The 16,900-nt window shown below is 65.5% G+C and carries 17 protein-coding genes; 7 read left to right on the top strand and 10 right to left on the bottom strand.

Features of this window, described 5'->3' with window-relative positions:
- The 3 genes from A5752_RS01805 to A5752_RS01795 are packed head-to-tail and all read left to right on the top strand — an operon-like array spanning position 1 to position 2,863.
- The gene (locus tag A5752_RS01805) at positions 1-873 is read left to right on the top strand and encodes a DUF427 domain-containing protein (RefSeq protein WP_067081113.1); all 873 of its coding nucleotides are present in this window, start codon (positions 1-3) and stop codon (positions 871-873) included.
- Positions 870-1,316 (top strand): VOC family protein, encoded by a 447-nt coding sequence (locus tag A5752_RS01800; RefSeq protein WP_286159378.1) that lies wholly within the window; start codon positions 870-872, stop codon positions 1,314-1,316. The genes A5752_RS01805 and A5752_RS01800 overlap by 4 nt, the downstream gene beginning before the upstream one ends.
- Positions 1,317-1,369: 53 nt before the next feature.
- Entirely contained in the window at positions 1,370-2,863 is a 1,494-nt protein-coding gene (locus tag A5752_RS01795) for a dihydrolipoyl dehydrogenase family protein (RefSeq protein ID WP_067081111.1), read from the top strand.
- A gap of 13 nt (positions 2,864-2,876) precedes the next feature.
- Here the strand turns inward: A5752_RS01795 and A5752_RS01790 are convergent, their stop codons facing one another.
- The 7 genes from A5752_RS01790 to A5752_RS01760 all read right to left on the bottom strand — a co-directional run bounded on the left by A5752_RS01790 (position 2,877) and on the right by A5752_RS01760 (position 9,263).
- The gene (locus tag A5752_RS01790) at positions 2,877-3,557 is read right to left on the bottom strand and encodes a DUF998 domain-containing protein (RefSeq protein WP_067081109.1); all 681 of its coding nucleotides are present in this window, start codon (positions 3,555-3,557) and stop codon (positions 2,877-2,879) included.
- A 27-nt stretch (positions 3,558-3,584) separates the two neighbouring features.
- Entirely contained in the window at positions 3,585-4,448 is an 864-nt protein-coding gene (locus A5752_RS01785) for a class I SAM-dependent methyltransferase (RefSeq protein WP_067081106.1), read from the bottom strand.
- A 294-nt stretch (positions 4,449-4,742) separates the two neighbouring features.
- Positions 4,743-5,396, bottom strand: coding sequence for a TetR/AcrR family transcriptional regulator (locus A5752_RS01780; RefSeq protein ID WP_067081104.1), 654 nt, complete (start codon positions 5,394-5,396; stop codon positions 4,743-4,745).
- Complete coding sequence (locus tag A5752_RS01775) at positions 5,389-6,642, bottom strand: cytochrome P450 (RefSeq protein ID WP_067081102.1); 1,254 nt, start codon at positions 6,640-6,642, stop codon at positions 5,389-5,391. Before A5752_RS01775 ends, A5752_RS01780 begins: the two co-directional genes overlap by 8 nt.
- A gap of 180 nt (positions 6,643-6,822) precedes the next feature.
- Positions 6,823-7,737 carry an MBL fold metallo-hydrolase gene (locus A5752_RS01770; RefSeq protein ID WP_067081099.1) on the bottom strand — a complete coding sequence of 305 codons (915 nt, stop codon included), beginning with the start codon at positions 7,735-7,737 and terminating at the stop codon, positions 6,823-6,825.
- Between the two features lie 64 nt (positions 7,738-7,801).
- The gene (locus A5752_RS01765; RefSeq protein ID WP_067081096.1) at positions 7,802-8,611 is read right to left on the bottom strand and encodes an LLM class F420-dependent oxidoreductase; all 810 of its coding nucleotides are present in this window, start codon (positions 8,609-8,611) and stop codon (positions 7,802-7,804) included.
- A 91-nt stretch (positions 8,612-8,702) separates the two neighbouring features.
- On the bottom strand, positions 8,703-9,263 hold the full coding sequence (locus A5752_RS01760) for a TetR/AcrR family transcriptional regulator (protein WP_067081093.1): 561 nt from the start codon (positions 9,261-9,263) through the stop codon (positions 8,703-8,705).
- Positions 9,264-9,347: 84 nt separating this feature from the next.
- Here A5752_RS01760 and A5752_RS01755 point away from each other — a divergent pair, with 84 nt between their 5' ends.
- The gene (locus A5752_RS01755) at positions 9,348-10,244 is read left to right on the top strand and encodes an SDR family oxidoreductase (protein ID WP_067081090.1); all 897 of its coding nucleotides are present in this window, start codon (positions 9,348-9,350) and stop codon (positions 10,242-10,244) included.
- 10 nt (positions 10,245-10,254) lie between these two features.
- Here the strand turns inward: A5752_RS01755 and A5752_RS01750 are convergent, their stop codons facing one another.
- The gene (locus A5752_RS01750; RefSeq protein ID WP_067081088.1) at positions 10,255-11,931 is read right to left on the bottom strand and encodes a GMC family oxidoreductase; all 1,677 of its coding nucleotides are present in this window, start codon (positions 11,929-11,931) and stop codon (positions 10,255-10,257) included.
- Between the two features lie 758 nt (positions 11,932-12,689).
- Positions 12,690-13,580: a LysR family transcriptional regulator gene (locus A5752_RS01740; protein ID WP_067081082.1), complete on the bottom strand. Its 891-nt coding sequence runs from the start codon at positions 13,578-13,580 to the stop codon at positions 12,690-12,692.
- Positions 13,581-13,705: 125 nt separating this feature from the next.
- Here A5752_RS01740 and A5752_RS01735 point away from each other — a divergent pair, with 125 nt between their 5' ends.
- The 3 genes from A5752_RS01735 (at position 13,706) to A5752_RS01725 (ending at position 16,050) form a co-directional block, all read left to right on the top strand.
- Positions 13,706-14,446 carry an SDR family oxidoreductase gene (locus A5752_RS01735; RefSeq protein WP_067081079.1) on the top strand — a complete coding sequence of 247 codons (741 nt, stop codon included), beginning with the start codon at positions 13,706-13,708 and terminating at the stop codon, positions 14,444-14,446.
- Positions 14,443-15,180 carry an SDR family oxidoreductase gene (locus tag A5752_RS01730; protein WP_067081077.1) on the top strand — a complete coding sequence of 246 codons (738 nt, stop codon included), beginning with the start codon at positions 14,443-14,445 and terminating at the stop codon, positions 15,178-15,180. Before A5752_RS01735 ends, A5752_RS01730 begins: the two co-directional genes overlap by 4 nt.
- A gap of 468 nt (positions 15,181-15,648) precedes the next feature.
- Positions 15,649-16,050, top strand: a complete 402-nt coding sequence (locus A5752_RS01725) for a hypothetical protein (protein WP_067081074.1) — start codon at positions 15,649-15,651, stop codon at positions 16,048-16,050.
- An 18-nt stretch (positions 16,051-16,068) separates the two neighbouring features.
- On the opposite strand, the gene A5752_RS01720 is transcribed toward A5752_RS01725, so the two are convergent.
- Positions 16,069-16,890, bottom strand: coding sequence for an acyl-CoA thioesterase domain-containing protein (locus A5752_RS01720; RefSeq protein WP_067081071.1), 822 nt, complete (start codon positions 16,888-16,890; stop codon positions 16,069-16,071).
- Between the last annotated feature and the right edge of the window lie 10 nt (positions 16,891-16,900).

Here is a 16,900-nt window from a genome sequence, read left to right as displayed (position 1 = left end):
ATGGGATTGGCTTGGCAGCAGGGCCCGTTGGCCGTCGGATCCGTCGGCCAGTTCCTCGCCGCCGAACCGATTCCAAGGCTGCTGTTCGCCGAGCCGCTCAGACGCCGCATGCGTGTTCGCCTGGGAGGGACGTGGATCGCCGACAGCGAGGATGTCGTGCTGCTGCATGAGCCCGGCCGCTACCCGGTGGCATACTTCCCGAGTCGCGACGTCGAGGCTGGTGCGCTGGTCGAGGACGGCCACAGGACCGAACACGCCGACCTCGGACCCCTCAGATGGTTCAACGTCAGGATTTCCGGGCAGGAGGTGCGGCGCGCGGCGTGGCAGTTCTCCGACCTCCCGTCGCACGGGGCCGTGCTCGCCGGACGCGTCGCGTTCGCATGGCGTGCCATGGACGCCTTCTACGAAGAAGACGAACGCATTCTGGGACACGCAGCGGACTTGTACCACCGTATCGATATCCGTTTCACGTCAAGGCATTTGACTGTACGGGACGGTGACCGGGTGATTGCGGATACCGTCTCCCCGTTGGCGCTTTACGAGTCCGGCTTCGCGCCGCGCTGGTACGTGCCTCGCAACGACGTGGACGAGGCAGCGCTGACACCGGCCGACGGACAGACTTTCTGCCCCTACAAGGGACTTGCCAGCTACTACCACGTGGGGGAGCGCCGCCGCGCAGCGTGGTCCTACACCGACGCCTGGACGGAGGTCGACCGGGTGCGCAATTTCGTCTCCTTCGAGCCGGACAAAATCGACGTGCAAATCGACGGCGAGCAACTTCACCTCGAGCCGGGACAGACGGTGATCGCCCATGGGCCCGACCGGGGACTCGACACCGATGAGCTCAACCGCGATCGCCTGGTGACGCGGTGATCCAAGATGCCGCTCTCGAGGTGGTCGTACTCCGTGTGACGGACGTGGACCGCGCCTTGCGCTTCTACCGCGACGTGGTCGGATTTCACCTCGACGTCGACTACTCGCCGTCGCCGAGCTTTCGTGTGGTTCAGTTGACACCCAACGGATCCCACGCATCCATTCAGTTCGGTGTCGGCCTGTCCGACGTGCCCCTGAATTCCGTCGCAGGTTTGTACCTGATGGTCGATGACGTCGAGGCGTGCCGTGAGGGGCTCATCGCCTCGGGAGTGGCGGTGACCGACGTCCACCACAAGGACACCACCGCCGGCAGTTGGCCGGGAACGTTCCGATCGGGCGTGGACCCGGAGCACGCCGACTACGCGAGTTTTGCGAAATTCTGCGATCCCGACGGCAACCGGTGGGTGCTGCAGGAAAGGGGCCACGACCGAGACGTCACGTAGATCCAACACGATTCGACCGATCCGACAATCCGAGAGAGTGAGAAACGGTCACCATGGACACAGCAGTAGAACGGGACGATGCGGGGTCGGTCGGCGGCGAAGCGACTCAGTACGACGTCGTGGTGCTGGGTGCGGGCCCTGTAGGCATCAACGCCGCCGCGCGGGCACACGCCGAGGGTTTGTCGGTGGCCGTCCTGGAGCGCGAGCTCGTCGGCGGCGAATGCAACTTCTGGGGCTGCGTGCCCAGCAAGTCGATGCTACGTCCGACGTTGGCCGTCGCCGACGCTCTCCGGGTCGACGGCGCCCGCGAAGCGGTAACCGGGCCCGTCGACCCCAAAGGTGTGTTCGCCCGGCGCGACCGCTATGTGACGAACTACGACGACGCGCCTGTTTCGGATGACTTGACCGCGATGGGTCCGACGTTGTTTCGCGGCCATGCCCGCCTGGTGGGTGAGCGCCGGGTCGCGCTGGCCAGCACGGACGGCCGACTCAGGTCATTCGAGGCCCGTCATGCGGTGGTGATCTGCACGGGGAGCACTGCCGCGATCCCTGACATCCCGGGCGTCGCCGAGGCGGCGCCGTGGACGAACCGGCGGGCGACCGACAGCAGCGCCGTACCGGCACGGCTCGCGATCGTGGGCGGTGGCGGGGTGGGCGTCGAAATGGCCACCGCCTGGCGAGGTCTCGGATCATCGGTCGCGCTGTTGGCGCGTACCCGGGGTCTGCTGCCCAAGATGGAGACGTTCGTCGGAGAGTATGTGCGTCGGGGCCTCGTCCAGGCCGGAGTCGACGTGCGGACCGGCGTGACGGTCACCGAGGTTCGCCGCGCCGAGAGTGCGGGACCGGTGAAGGTGCTTCTTGACACCGGTGACCAATTGGACGTGGACGAGATTCTTTTCGCGACGGGACGAGATCCCAACACCGCGGACATCGGCCTGGAAACCGTCGGCCTGCAGCCGGGGGACTGGATGGATGTCGATGACACGTGCTTGGCAGCCGGAGTGGAAGGAGAGTGGCTGTATGCACTCGGAGACGTCAACCACCGGGCACTGCTGACACACCAGGGCAAGTACCAGGCGCGCATCGCCGCTGCCGTCATCGGCGCGCGCGCCCGCCGACAATCACTGGACAGCTCACCGTGGGGCCGCCACGTCGTCACCGCGGACGATCTGGCCGTTCCACAGGCGTTTTTCACCGACCCTGAAGCCGGTTCGGTAGGCCTCAGCAGCGCGGAGGCGAAGCGTCGCGGTTATCGGGTGAAGGTCGTTGACGTCGAGATGGGGGAGGCGGTGCCGGGGGCAAACTTCTACGCCGACGGGTATACCGGGCACGCCCGGATGGTCGTCGACGAAGAACAGGGCCACGTTCTAGGCGTCAGCCTCGTCGGCCCGGGCGTGGCCGAACTGCTGCACGCGGCGACGATCGCGGTCGCCGGGCGGGTTCCGGTGTCGCGCCTCTGGCATGCAGTGCCGTGCTTTCCCACGATCAGCGAGGTGTGGCTGCGCCTGCTGGAGGCGTACCGCGATGCTGATGAAGAGGCCGGCTGATGGCCTAGCCCGGTTACCCGGACAGAGCACGCAGCGACAGAGAGCTCAGCCAGCCGAGTCCGGTCGCGATCGAGACACGTTGCAGGACACCGCTCTTGCCGCCTAGCCCCCATCGACCACCGATCGCGACGCCGAAGAGAATAAGGCTGCCAGTCATCGCTGCGCTCGACGCCGCGGAGTAGCACGCCCAGCGGTGGTTCCCGCTCCGCGCCGCAGAGGCGGCACTCGCCAGAGCGGCGACGGGTATGCCCACGAAGACCGGAATCCCGAAGAGATCGTGCAGTCGCCCCGCAGGGGTGCGCGGGCGCACGCCTGCGGCAAACGGGGGGTTGTCGGTGTCAGTTCCGTCGTCATTCAGAAGGTTTCCGACGTAGTCGGTGACGAACAGGCCCGAACCGACCATGCCGACCCCGACCGCCGCGACGATCGCCGGGACCGCGCGCGGTCCTATGCGGCGGCGATCGGACCGCCAGAGGCGCTCGGCAGCGCACAGGTAGAGGGTGCCGGCCGAGACGAAGTTGACGCGCTGACGCCAGCCGTGACGCCCGACCGCCAGAGAACTGACCGGGTAGCGCCTCCAGTCGTAGCCGCGTCGCGTCGCGCCGATGACGCTGTAGGCGGTGACGAACGCCGGGCCCGCAGCTGCGCCGGCGAGGAGCTGCGCAGCCTGCGTACGGTGCGTGCGGCGAGACATGGGTTCAGGCTACTGAGGTTTCAGACCTCAGCGTCGCGCATACAAAATCCGACTGGCTTGCAGAGTGCGAGTCGGTTCCACACCGAGGTGGGGAGGTTCGCCGAGGTACAGAGCGATGACATCCTCGGCGGTGCGGTCATCGATCTCGGTGAAGCCGAGGTCGCGCAGCTCCCGCGCGATGCCGTCAGGCGTGAAGTAGCTGACGAAAGGTTCACCCGAGGATGCGAGCCGATCGGAGCGGGCTTGCAGATGCGCGCGCTCCTCGTCGGTGGTCGCCGAGTGCAGGTAGTCGAAGACGACCTCCGTGGGAGACGCCTGACCCGCGATGTATTTCAGCGTGGATCGGGCGGCGTCGGGTGTTAGATAGAAGACGACGCCCATCCATAGGAAGATCGCGGGTGCGGTTCGCGCGAACGCGGTCGACTCCAGTCTCGTTGCGAGGTCATCCGTTTCGAAGTTCACCGGTACGAAGCTCAGCGTTTCCGGGCAGTCGATCCCGGCCGCGAGCAGACGGTCCCGTTTCCACGCCTGGGTCGACGGATGGTCGACCTCGAAGACTCGCACGTCGGGATGGGGGTTGCGGTAGGCGAAGGTGTCGAGTCCGGCGCCGAGGATGACGACCTGCCGGACGCCGGTGGCCACAGCCCGAGCGATCGAGTCCTCGGCGAAACGGGCGCGGGCGGCGAAGAAGAGCCGGCGGCCCCGGTCGCCGACCACGGCACCGAGGCGATCGGCCGTACGGGAGCCCAATGCGGTGAGCTCGTCGGAGGTGGTACCGAGCAGGGGAGCTGCCAGCGGGTCGGTGAGAATGGTTGGCTTATCGGCGATCTGGTGGTGGGCGTGAGCATAGGCGGTAACAAGGGCTGTCCGGCTGGGTCCGTTGTTCTCCATACGGGCGAACGTACTCTCGACCACACGCGCGTGGCCTATAGGTCCGCGGTGTGCACGTCTCAAAGCCGCACCATGCCCACGTGGCCGACGCTGATATCGACGATCTACGGGCTCGGTTGGCCGCCGCGAGGCTTCCGGATACCGAGACGTCGCTCGATCTCGAGCTTCGGGTCGACGTTCCGTCGGCGATCAGTGTGTATCCCGCCATATCGAGAAGTGCCCACGTCCCTGGGCCCGTCGCTCGAGACACCGGGATATTTCGTCAAGGATATGCAAGAGAGTTTCGCAGCGGTGTTAGCCGCCGAACAATGAGCCCGCGGCATCACCTTCGTGGATCATCAGTGACGTCATCCGCGGGTAGAGGATCGCCGGCCCGAGCCATCGCGCAACAAAGCGGCGTAGTGCGACACTGTCACGCATCGGCTGTCCAGGATCGGTCAGCATGGACTGCACTGTGCGCAGGACCATTTCGGCCAGATCTTCGAGGGCGACCCTATCGAAACCGTGCAGCCGCCAATCGACATCGAGACGGTTGAGGAACGACTTGCAGAATGCTTTCGCCGTGTCGGAAGTCAAGGAGATGGCCTCTTCACCCTCCTGTCGTCGGGCCAAGATGTTCTCCAGCTGAGGATCACCGACGAGGTTCTCGACCGCGAACGAAACGCATTCGACGAGTGCAGTGACCGGGTCGTTGACGCCGCTGACGTGACCTACGACCTGGTCGATGAATCCGTCCACGGCTCGCATCGCGCTGGCGATCAGCAGAGCGTCAGCGTTGGGAAAGTAGCGGTACACCGTCTGCCGCGTGACGCCGAGCCTGCGTGCCACGTCGGCGAGGCGTATCGCTGGTCCGTGTTCGGCGATGACGTCGTCTACCGCGTCGAGAATTCGGTCTATGGCCTCCTCGTCCGTGGCGGGTGCCGAACCCGCCCAGCCCCGACTACGCATGGGCGCCCGCAGGATCGTTACTGGTAAATGTGATCGGAAGTGTTGTGGGACCGGTCATCCCAAGTAGCGGCTTCCATGGCGCCGGACCGACGCGACGGGGGGTATTCAGGCGCTGGGTGAGAACTATCAGTGCTTCAGCCAACTCACGCCGGGCGAGATTAGCTCCCAGACAGTAGTGGGCGCCGCCACCGAACGTCAGGATCGGAGGAACGTCCTTGCGCGTGATGTCGAAGCGCTCGGCGTCGTGGTAGATCGCCGGGTCGCGGTTCGCCGCGAAGGTGTTCACGAGGATGAAGGTTCCAGCCGGGAACATGTAACCGCCGAATTCGACATCTTCCGTCGCGGCGCGCGGTGCGATACTGGCTGCCGGTGAGTGGCGCATGCTTTCTTCGACCGCCTGCATCCCCAGCTCGGGTTGCTCGCGCAGCGTCATCCACTGATCGGGGTGCTCACAAAGCACCTGCACTGATGCCGCGAGTTGATTGCGCGTCGTGTCGGTTCCTGCCATCAGGAAGCCCGCGACCAGCATGCGGAGTTCGTCGAGATTCAGCCGGTCGCCATCGCTTTCGGCGCGAATCAGTTCGGACAGCAGGTCATCGGTCAGGTTGCCTCGGCGAGCGGCGACCATGTCGTCGACGTAGGCGTCGAGTTCACCCCACGCCTGCATGATCGCGGACTCGTCGAAGTTGACGTCCGGTTGGAAGCTGATGGCCTTGAAGACCTCTTCGGTCCAGTCTGCGAACAGGTGCCAATCCTCGCGCGGCGCACCGATGAGTGCACAGATGATCGGGGTGGGGTAGGGACGGGCGATGTCGGTGACGACGTCGCAGTGGCCGGCGTCGACCACCCGATCGATCAATCCGTTGACCACCTCACGGATCGTGTCCTGAAGACCTGCCGTTGCACGAGGGGTGAACGCCTTGGACACGAGCTTGCGTAAACGCACATGTGGTTCACCCTCCAAGCCCAGGAGGCTGTTCGCCATCTTCTCGAACAACGGCCCCGAAGTGATGCCCTGAGACGCCAAAGTGATACCGGGGGGCAAACGGAACCGATCGTCGCGCAACATTTCTCTCGCCAGGTCGTATGACAGGACCTCCGGGCCGAGAGGGCCGATCGCGATGGGCGCGCGATCTTGGGCCGTTCGGACGTCCTCGAGGATGTCGTGCGGGGCGGCGTTGAGGTCGTAGGTGAAGGTGGGGAGATCAGCCTCGAAGACATTGGGCGCGGTGCTGGTCACGACCATCGAGTTCAACCTCCGGCAGTGTTGGACATTACTCGGCAAAGCGTATGACCATTACCCTCCAGGGTCAATGAAAACCTCCTAATTCAGGACATGAATTGCCTGCTCATCCACCAGAGATCATACAAATACAGATCAGACGTCTATCCAATGAACTGGGAGCGTCCGGCGATGTGCGCCGATTTACAGGGCGCTGATCTGGAGCCAGTCGTCGATCGTGAACGCGTCGCCGCGCGCCGAGACGGTAGCCCCACCGTGCCCCGGATAGTGCGCAGGAAGGACCACTGCGCGGCGCTCCGACGCCTCGGCGAGCACACGCCGGCGCGACACCGCCGCTTCATCGAAGTTTTCGTCGAGCACGCACGAATCCGTGGGTCTGTGTAACTGCATGGGGCTGTGGGTGAGGTCGCCGACAAACACCGCAGGACTGCCCGCATCGAGCCAGAGCACCGATGACCCGGGTGTGTGTCCGGGCGCGGGGCGCAGCCTCAACGAGTCGCTCACCCAATAGCCGTCGGACCACAGTTCGAGCTGTCCAGCCGCGTCGATCGGAAGAATGCTGTCGGTGAACAGGATTCGGCTCGCATCGAGTCGCGCCTGATGCTCCTCCGAGCGGCCCGGGTCCCGCGCGTCGGCGTTGTCGGGATGGTAGTAGCGGTAGTCGACTTCCGGCACGAGGTAGCGCGCGTTCGGAAACGTCGGAACCCATGCGTCGGTCTCGCGCCTGGTATTCCAGCCCACGTGGTCGGTGTGGATGTGGGTGTTCACGACGACGTCCACCGACTCCGGGGCGACGCCCGCAGCGCGCAGCGATTCCAGAAAATCGGTGTCGAGATTGGCCAGAAACGGCATCGCCGGCCGGTCGCGGCCATTACCGACGCCGGTGTCGACCAGAACCGTGAGCCCATCCACCTCGATCACCCACGTCTGCACCAGGGCGTGCCAGTTACGGGCGTCCCAAAACGTGGGGCTCAGTTCGGTCGCCAGCTCCTGCCACACCGTGGGTGGGGTTTCGGGAAACATGTTGAGCGGCAGGTCAAGCCGCCACTCGACGACCCGCGTGACGGTCGCGGCGCCCAGCTGCGTGCGGTCGGTCATACCCGCAAAGATTACGAGCTGTGGGCCAAGGCGGAATCCGGTTGAACTCCAGCCTCAGGCAGCGTCATCCGTTGTCCCGCCATGTGACCACCTGCTTGAGAGGCGTGAGGTCATAACCGTTGTCGGCGGTGAGTTCGGTCTGGAACAGCGTGACGCCGACCTCGCGGAAGGCGTCGGCGCTATCGGCCCCCTCCCACAGCGTCGAGCGCTCGATATCGGCGCCATCGCGACCGAATGTGGCTGCCAGTTCGTCGACGCGGTCACTGGATCTGCGGAACGCGTCGAGGTCCTGGAACGCGTGCCAGATGTCGGCATGCCTTGCCACAGCGGGCAGCGAGCGCTTTGGTCCCGTACCGCCGATGAGAATCGGGATCTTGCGCACGGGCTGCGGAATCAGAGCCGCGAGCCGGTTCTCGATGCGGATCAGGCTCTCGTCGAAAAGATCGAAACGGGAACCGAAGGTGCCGAAATCGTAACCGTATGTGGTGTAGTCCTTTTCGTACCACCCCGCGCCGAGGCCCAGGATGAGCCGGCCGCCGCTGATGTGATCGACGGTGCGCGCCATGTCGGCGAGAAGGTCGGGGTTGCGGTAGCCGACACCAGTAACGAGGAGCCCGATCTCGGCATGTGAGGTGATTTCACCCCACGACGCGAGCGCGGTCCAGCCCTCGAAGTTGGCGACGTCGGGTTGCTCGTCTGTCAGGACGGGCTTGCCGTCGACGATGCCCTCCATCGCCGGGCGGTGAAAGTGGTCGTAGCCGAAGATCACGTCGACGCCGAGGTCGTCGGCGGCCAGCACGGCGTCGCGCCACGTACGGTAATCGGGTGTGCCGCCGGGCTGGATCTGCACGGCGACGCGTATGGGACGAGTCATGAATGCTCCTGTTCGGGCAAAGGGCGACTCTTGAGCCAAGTCGAGGGGCGCGGTGTTTATTCCGGGCTCGGATGCGCCGCTCGGGCCGTGTTCAGTTCCCGGCGACCGACTTGAGTTCCGCCAGCGTCTCCTGAATGTGCACTGCGATGCTGCGTTCGGCGGAATCATCGAGCCAGCGGGCGAAGGCGACCTTGAACACTGAGGTTCCCGCCTCTGCGGCAAGGCCGGCCGCTGGGTCCGGGACTCCTCGATCGCGTAGTGCCTGCCCGATCAACTCGACCATCTTCGCGAGTTTGATGAGTTCCCGTTCGCGCAGTGCTGGATGGGCATCGATGACGTCCTGGCGCTTTCGCGACTGCGATCGCCGACCCTCGAAGAACTCGGCGGTCGATTCGAATGCCACGGCGACGGCATCAAGAGGGGACAGGTCGCCGGGTGCCGCCCGCAGCGCGTCGGCGACGTTTCGGGCCAATTCGTCACCGCGGAAGAGCACTTCGCGCTTGTCGGAAAAGTGCCGGAAATAGGTGCGCTCGGTGACGCCTGCCCGTTCGGCGATGTCCGCGACGGTGGTCTCGTCGAAACCGCGTTCGCCGTAGAGCTCGAGCGCTGCGCGCTCGAGGCGGCCTTTCGCGTCCGGCTCCCATCGACCCATGAGGGAATAGTACGGGGATGACAGGCGCTGACATGACGTATAAATCTGATGTCAGTCACTGTCATCTTGGTGGAAGGAAAGCAAATGCGAGTATTCGTCACCGGCGCGTCGGGCCACATCGGTTCATTGGTGGTGCGCGAGCTTCTCGACCACGGTCATCAGGTCTCGGGTCTGGTCCGTTCCGACTCGGGGGCAGTGGCGGTGGAGCAGGCGGGAGCCCGGCCCGTTCGCGGCACACTCGACGATCTCGACGTGCTGGCGAACGCGGCGGGGGAGTCCGACGGAGTGATTCACCTGGCGTTCAAGCATGACTTCGACGACTACGGCAGCGCCGTCGAAGCCGATGTTCGGGCGGTGAAGGCAATCGGGACGGCGCTGGCCGGCTCGGGTAAGCCCTTCGTCAATACGTCCGGCACCGCAGTGCTGGCCTCCGGTTCGTCGAGCGCGTTGGCAACCGAGGAGACCGTGCCGCCCGCGGGAGCACCCCGCGTACCGTCGGAGAAGGCCAGCCTTGAATTGGTTGACCAGGGCGTGCGCGCGTCGATCATTCGGCTGGCGCCGACGGTCCACGGGCCCACCGACCGTCACGGGTTCATCCCGACGCTCATCGAGAATGCACGAAAGACGGGGCAGGCCATCTACATTGGCGTTGGAACCAACCGCTGGCCCGCCGTCCACAACGTCGACGCCGCACGGTTGTACCGATTGGCCGTTGAGTCCGCACCGGCCGGGTCCCGATTGCACGGGGCCGCCGAGGAGGGTATTCCGTTCCGGGATATCGCCGAAGCCATCGGCAAGCAGCTGGACGTACCAGCCGTCAGCGTCACCGCGGAGGAAGCGTTGGAACAGCTCGCCTTCATCGGATTGATTGCCTCGCTGGACAATCCGACGTCGAGCACGATCACCCGGGAACTGCTCGGATGGACGCCCGAGCAACCGAGCCTGCTCGAAGACCTGAACGCGGGGCATTACTTCGCCTGACCGGGTCGACTCACTTCAGGATCGCCCGCGCAGCACGCTCCGCGATGAGCATGACCGGCGCGTTGGTGTTCCCAGAAGTGATGGTGGGCATTGCCGAAGCGTCAACCACGCGAAGGCCGGCGACACGAAACACGCGAAAGTCAGTGTCCAGAACCGTGGTTGCCGAGTGCGGCAGGCCGCGTGGGTCGAACGCTCCCATCTGGCAGGTGCCCACGGGGTGGAAGATGGTGGTTCCCAGTTCGCTGGCCGCCTTCAGCAGGTCTTCGTCGCTCACCGCCTGCTGACCGGGAAGCATCTCTTCAGGGCAATAGCGGGCAAGCGCCGGCGCCGCCATGATCTGTCGAGTCATCCGGAGTCCTCGCACCGCGATCTCACGGTCGGCGTCAGTGGACAGGTAGTTGCACGAGACCTTCGGCTTCGCCAGCGGATCCGGATCGGCCATCCGCACATGTCCACGCGAGCTGGGGCGCAGATTGCAGACCGAGGGAGTGATGGCGGCGAACGGGTGCAGAGGGTCGCCGAACTTCGGCAGGGACAGAGGCTGCACGTGCCACTCCAGATCGGGGCTGGCCAGCGCGGGGTCGCTTTTCGCGAAGGCTCCCAGCGTGGACGGCGGCATGGTCAAGGGCCCCGATCTCAGCAGCAGGTACTGAATTCCCATGCCCACGCGGGTGATCCAGTTCCGATACAGCGTGTTGACGGTCCGGGCACCGCGGATGCGGAAGACCATTCGGAGCTGTAGATGGTCCTGGAGATTTTCACCGACTCCGGGCAGGTCGACGGCCACGGGCACTTGATGCTGAGTGAGCAGCCCGGCTGGGCCCAGGCCCGAAACCTGCATCAGATGAGGGGAGCCGATGGCACCGGCGCTCAGGATCACCTCACGGCGGGCGTGAACGTCGATGAGTTGGCCGTCCTTGAGCAGATGCACGCCGGTGACGCGGTGCCGGGCCGTGGTCCAGGCGCCGCGACGCTGATCCTCGTGGACCTGCTCGTCCATCAGCAGCCGTAGAGCTTGGGTGTTTGTGTAGACGGTGAGATTGGGTCGGTGGGCGACGGGGTGCAGGAAGGCGTCGGCCATCGACCAGCGCCTGCCGCGTCGTTGATTGACGTGAAAGTACGCGCTACCGGAGTTGTCTCCGCGATTGAACTCCTCGATCGGCTCGATGCCCAGCTCGGCAGCGGCGGCCTGCCAGGCGTCGAGAATCTTCCAGCGCACACGCGGCCGCTCGACCCGGATCTCGCCGGCGTCACCGTGCCACTCGTCGGCTCCGCCGAAGTAGTTCTCCAACTCCTTGTAGATCGCCAGTGTCTCGCCGGGACGGCCTGGACCGCCCCAGAGCCATCGCTCGTCGCCGGTGGCTTGTGCCCACAGCTCGTAATCGCTTGCCTGCCCCCGCATGTGGATCATGGCGTTGATCGATGAGCAGCCGCCGATCACACGACCCCGCGCGTAGATGATGCTGCGGTCGGCCAAGCCTGGGTCGGGTTCGGTCGTGAAGCACCAGTCGGTGCGGGGGTTGGCGATCGTGTACAGGTAGCCGACCGGCACCTTGATCCAGAACCAGTTGTCTTTGCCCCCGGCCTCGACCAGCAGGACGCGGTGATCAGGGTTGGCGCTGAGCCGGTTGGCGAGCAGACAGCCCGCGCTGCCCGCACCCACGATGATGTAGTCGTATTCGGCCACGGGTCATAGTGTGCGTGATGACGGGGCTCGGCAGGCGCATTACCCCGGCCTCGGAGTTGAGATGGGCGGCCAGCCAACAAGCGTCGCTGACGACCGCGAGTACGAGGCACACGACAGATATGCGGGGCAGGGCCGCCGACTCCACAAAACTTGACATAATGTGGCTTATCGGCATTTTCGTTACCTGGGCTGTCACGAGAACTCCTGACTATGGCCCCTTACCGGCGTTGATTGCCCAAACCTCGTGCGAGTAATCCATCCCGTAGCGTCGGCGCGAGTCGCCTCCACACGGTTGGCCGCTCAACTCTGGCCGCCGGTGCACGCAGCCGAGGCCTACGTTGTGATGACGACCGACCGGCCGAGACTCGCCGCGGGTTGCCGCTCTCCGGTTCCCCCTGTTGCCCAGAGTAATTCGTCACAGTGACGAAACGCCGCCCCTTCGACGGGATGTTCAATCTCACCGTTGAGGATGGAAACCGGGTGCCGGGCAGGCGAATTGAACCGACTGTGTCGCCAGACGGAAACATGTACGAAGTGACGGCTCCTGCGCGCGGTCTGCGCGGCAGTCGCCGCAGTCATGGGCGAACCCGTATGACCTACGGCACGGCCGGACTCCCCCGTCGGCCGCTAACAGGTTGATTGCTTGCGTCAGGTACGTGCAAGCAACCCGTCAAGACGTCGACCGGGATGACCGGCCTTACCACCCTTGAAACGTCACTGTGACGAATTGTTGTGTGGCGCAGTGCTATTCGATCCGCTCACCCGTTGAGGTGTTCGCGTGCCGCAGCGACGAACTCGGCGACCAGCGGGTTCGCCTCCCCGATGCGGGTCGCGACAACGACGGTGCTGGCGGGGAACCCGCTCAACGGCACGGTGGTCAGGTCGGGGCGCACCGAGCTGCGCCGGTCGCCGACCGGGAGGACCGCGACCGCCTGTCCGGCCGCGACGAGCTCCAGCCTGTCCTCGAAACTCTCGATGAGCGGTCCGGCCGACAACGGGCCGGGATCGCTTGGCCGATAGGAGCCCGCCGGAAAGATCGCCCGGGTACCGCCGTGTGAGCAGATGACCGATTCGCCGGGTGCGAAGTCCTCCAACCACACCGACTCGCGGCCGGCCAGTGGGTGATCCACCTGCAGCACCAACATCCGCGGCTCTTCATAGAGCACCGTGGTCCGCACCCCGTCGGTCGGTATGAACAGCGGCGCCCTAGCGACCAGCACGTCGACTTGGCCATCGGTGAACGCGCCCTCCTCGTGACAGCCGAGATGGCGGGTTCCGATGTCGGCCTCAGGGTGGCGGCGGCGCAGTTCCCGAACAGCGGGTGTGATGACAAGATCCTCGACGTATCCGACGACGATCCGGCCGGTGGGCGTGTATGCGCGGGCGGTGAGCGTCGCCTGGCGCGCGGCCCGCAGCAGCGCATGCGCCTCGGGGAGAAACGCCTTACCGGCCTCGGTGAGCAGCGCCCCCTGCGGGGTGCGATCCAGTAGGGAGACGCCCAGATTGTGTTCCAGGCGCCGGATCTGCCGGCTCAGCGCGGGCTGTGCCAGGTGCAACTCCGCGGCCGCGCGGCTGAAGTTCAGATGCTCGGCGAGCACCGTGAAGTAGCGGACCAGGCGTAACTCCAGGTCGGCCCCGGAATCATTCACCGGTCATCTCCATACGCCGTCCAACCTGCCGTCATCCGGCCATATTCCGCGCTATGCATTTTCGGCATACCGCGGTGCCGAGCAGGTCTTGGACAGCGGCACGGGACGGCCGAACACTCGGGTGCATGAGTAGATACGAGGGCAAGAGTGTGGTCATCACCGGCGGGAGCAGCGGGCTCGGGTTGGCGGCCGCGCAGTATTTGGTGGACAACGGTGCCCGGGTTCTGGTCACCGGGCGCAACCAGGACACTCTCGACGACGCCGCCCGTCGCCTCGGCGACAACGGCATCGCCGTGCGCAGCGACACCGGTTCGCTCCCGGATATCGAGGCGCTGGCCGACCGGGTGCACGACGAGTTCGGGACCGTGGACGCGCTGGTGGCCAACGCGGGCATCGGTAGCTTCGACCCGTTCTTCGACGTCACCGAGCAGACGTTCGACGAGGTGTTCGCGATCAACACCAAAGGGCCGTTCTTCACGGTGCAGAAATTGGCGTCGCTGCTGTCCGACGGCGCCGGCGTGGTACTGACGACCTCGATCGCCAACCAGACCGGCTGGGACGCTCTCAGCGTGTATTCGGCCAGCAAGGCCGCGCTGCGCTCGATGGCCCGGACGTTGAGCCGGGAACTCCTGCCCCGGGGCATCCGGGTCAACGCCCTGAGCCCCGGCTCGATCGACACGGGGAAGTTGGACAAGGAGGTTCCGGACAAGGCCGCTGCGCTCAAGGCCGAATTCGAGCAGAGCAGCCCGATGAAGCGGTGGGGCCATCCAGACGAATTCGCTCCGGCGGTGGCTTTTTTGGCGTTTGACGCGACGTACGTCGCCGGGATCGAACTCGTCGTCGACGGTGGGGAATCCCAACTGTGAGCGACTATGCGGGCAAGCGGGTCGTCATCACCGGCGGGACCAGCGGCATCGGTCTGGCTGCCGCCAGACTGCTGGTGGCTGGACGGGCCCGCGTGCTGGTCACCGGACGGACACCGTCATCACTCGAAACCGCCAGGGCCGCACTGGGTCCGGATGCGGTCGTGCTGGCTTCCGACGCCGTCACCGGCATCGATGCCCTGGCCGCACGCGCCGCCGCAGAATTCGGTGCCGTCGACCTGTTGGTGCTCAACGCCGGCATCACCGCCACCGCGACCATCGAGGACACCGGTGCGAAGACCTACGACGAGCTGTTCGCGGTCAACACCAGGGCACCGTTCTTCACCTTGCAGAAGTTCCTGCCGCTCATGCCATCCGGCAGTGCCGCGGTATTCACGACATCGGTGAGCAACTCGAAGGGCATCGCGACCACGAGCGTCTACTCCGCGACGAAGGCGGCCCTGCGGTCGCTGACGCGGACGTTCGCCCGGGAACTGATCGACCGGGGTATCCGGGTCAACGCCGTCTCCCCCGGCCCGATCGACACCGGCATCCTGGAACGGACCATGCCCGCGGCGGCGGCGCGGGAATTCCTGGAGCAGGTCAAGGCCACCAATCCGATGGGGCGGTTCGGTAAACCCGAGGAGGTCGCCAGGGCGATCCTCTACCTGGGGTTCGATGCCACCTATACGACCGGCACCGAACTGGTCGTCGACGGCGGGGCTTCCGACCTGTGACCGGTGCACCCATCTGGGAGCCCGTGCCCGTAGACAGCCGTCACAATCCCGCCGTAGAGCCGGTGCCTCTCGCGGTGGTTGGCGCTTAACGGGTCGATTGCCCTCACCTGATGCGTGCGATCAACCCGTTAACGCCTCGGCGAGCCCGACGCTCGATGCGCGGCGGCGGCGAAACGGCGATGACGATTCGTCGCCGTCGGACTGACCGCGAATGATGATCCCTCGAACCGGGTTTCGGAGTCACGCTCGGCGCGGAGCCATTGCACCGACCGCTTCGTCGAGCAGCGCTGTCCCGCGGCACGAGCCTCGATCACGTCGCCCGCTACGCCTGGGTATGGCGGGTTGAGGCCCCGAACAACCCGACGGCGGGCTCATTTTTCGTCACGTGACGTTTTGCGCCCTGTCCGCCACGCGAATGGTTCGCGGTAAATACCGGACAACCCGGTCGCCGTGCGGGATCGTTGTCGCATGAGCCCCAAGGTTCCCTCTCCGAAAGAGATCAGAGAAGCCGCGCAGGCCGCTGCCGAGACCGCCCAGGCGGCCGCCACCGAAGCGATGCGCATCCCGCCGGCGTCCGTGAAGATGATGGCCCAAGTGCCCGACCTGATCGAGAACTTGGCCGCTGCGACCGAGCGCCTCAACGCGGCCATCGACCGTGCCGAACGCTATCTTGCACTGGCCGATCCGATGATCCGCACGATGGATGCCATCCTGCCGCAACTCGAGGCGCTGATTGCCACCGGCAACGACGTCTACAACGCGGTAGGACGAATCCCAGGTGTCGCGACCGTTGGCCGCTTCGCGTCGCGGACCTCCAATCAGCAGTCAGACAAGAAACCCCCCGGCGGGCGGACCCGCAGGAAGCCCTGACACCGAATCGTCAGGTGATCATTCGTAGTTGACCTCACCGCGCGGGAACGGTCGACCCCGAAAGTCAATCTGCGCCGATGGGTTCGCCACCGCGGTCACCATCCCGGACCCGAACGCGCCCTGCCGGTCGAACAGCGTCGCTGTACCGACGGAGATGCCGTCGGCGACCCAATGCGAGTCACCCTGTACGAGGATCCAGTCGTCCAACGGTAAGCGCGACAACGCCACCGTCAGGTCGCCGTTGATGTATCCGATTCCGTCGGTGCCCAGATTGGTCACCAGGCTGGTCGACTCGCCGATCGTCACCGCCCTGACGAACGGCGTGACCGGTTCGCCCGGAACGATGTTCGCGCAAGCATGAAAGAACCGTTTGCGAGACGTGTTCTGATGAGCCTCCGGCGAACGCGTCCACCCGCCGTCGTCGCTGCCGATGAACGGCACCAAATCCTCGTCCGGCGTGGGAAACTCCGGCAGGTTCACCGGCGCGATCCACTCCTCGCCGGGAGGCGCGGACGATCGCCGATATTGCACCAGCGTCGCACGCGCGACTGCCCGACCTTCCTGCAGCACTTCGCATTCCGCATTATGCACCCGGCGGCCATCCCGAATCACCCGCACCTCGACGGTGGTTGGCAGGTTCCGCGCCGCCCGGAACAGGTCCACCGTGATGCGCGTCGGCATGAACTCGGGCGAACCGCAGTCCTTCTCGAGCGCCTGCGCCGCCAGCCCGACGATGGCCGGCCCGTTGAGGTGATCATCGCCCCAGTGGCTCTGGGCGAATCTTGACGGCATGTACGCGCCGTCAGCCGTCGGCGTGAAATACGCGGCATCAGTGCTCATCTGCGGATCC

The organism is Mycobacterium sp. 852002-51961_SCH5331710, assembly GCF_001665535.1.
Lineage (GTDB): Bacteria > Actinomycetota > Actinomycetes > Mycobacteriales > Mycobacteriaceae > Mycobacterium.
This window is presented reverse-complemented; position numbering and strand designations above follow the sequence as displayed.

Excerpts from the sequence above, each read along its gene's own strand:
- A5752_RS01805 (WP_067081113.1), top strand. The coding sequence starts at position 1 with ATGGGATTGGCTTGGCAGCAGGGCCCGTTGGCCGTCGGATCCGTCGGC.
- A5752_RS01795 (WP_067081111.1), top strand. The coding sequence starts at position 1,370 with ATGGACACAGCAGTAGAACGGGACGATGCGGGGTCGGTCGGCGGCGAA.
- A5752_RS01790 (WP_067081109.1), bottom strand. The coding sequence starts at position 3,557 with ATGTCTCGCCGCACGCACCGTACGCAGGCTGCGCAGCTCCTCGCCGGC.
- A5752_RS01785 (WP_067081106.1), bottom strand. The coding sequence starts at position 4,448 with ATGGAGAACAACGGACCCAGCCGGACAGCCCTTGTTACCGCCTATGCT.
- A5752_RS01780 (WP_067081104.1), bottom strand. The coding sequence starts at position 5,396 with ATGCGTAGTCGGGGCTGGGCGGGTTCGGCACCCGCCACGGACGAGGAG.
- A5752_RS01775 (WP_067081102.1), bottom strand. The coding sequence starts at position 6,642 with ATGGTCGTGACCAGCACCGCGCCCAATGTCTTCGAGGCTGATCTCCCC.
- A5752_RS01770 (WP_067081099.1), bottom strand. The coding sequence starts at position 7,737 with ATGACCGACCGCACGCAGCTGGGCGCCGCGACCGTCACGCGGGTCGTC.
- A5752_RS01765 (WP_067081096.1), bottom strand. The coding sequence starts at position 8,611 with ATGACTCGTCCCATACGCGTCGCCGTGCAGATCCAGCCCGGCGGCACA.
- A5752_RS01760 (WP_067081093.1), bottom strand. The coding sequence starts at position 9,263 with ATGGGTCGATGGGAGCCGGACGCGAAAGGCCGCCTCGAGCGCGCAGCG.
- A5752_RS01755 (WP_067081090.1), top strand. The coding sequence starts at position 9,348 with ATGCGAGTATTCGTCACCGGCGCGTCGGGCCACATCGGTTCATTGGTG.
- A5752_RS01735 (WP_067081079.1), top strand. The coding sequence starts at position 13,706 with ATGAGTAGATACGAGGGCAAGAGTGTGGTCATCACCGGCGGGAGCAGC.
- A5752_RS01725 (WP_067081074.1), top strand. The coding sequence starts at position 15,649 with ATGAGCCCCAAGGTTCCCTCTCCGAAAGAGATCAGAGAAGCCGCGCAG.
- A5752_RS01720 (WP_067081071.1), bottom strand. The coding sequence starts at position 16,890 with ATGAGCACTGATGCCGCGTATTTCACGCCGACGGCTGACGGCGCGTAC.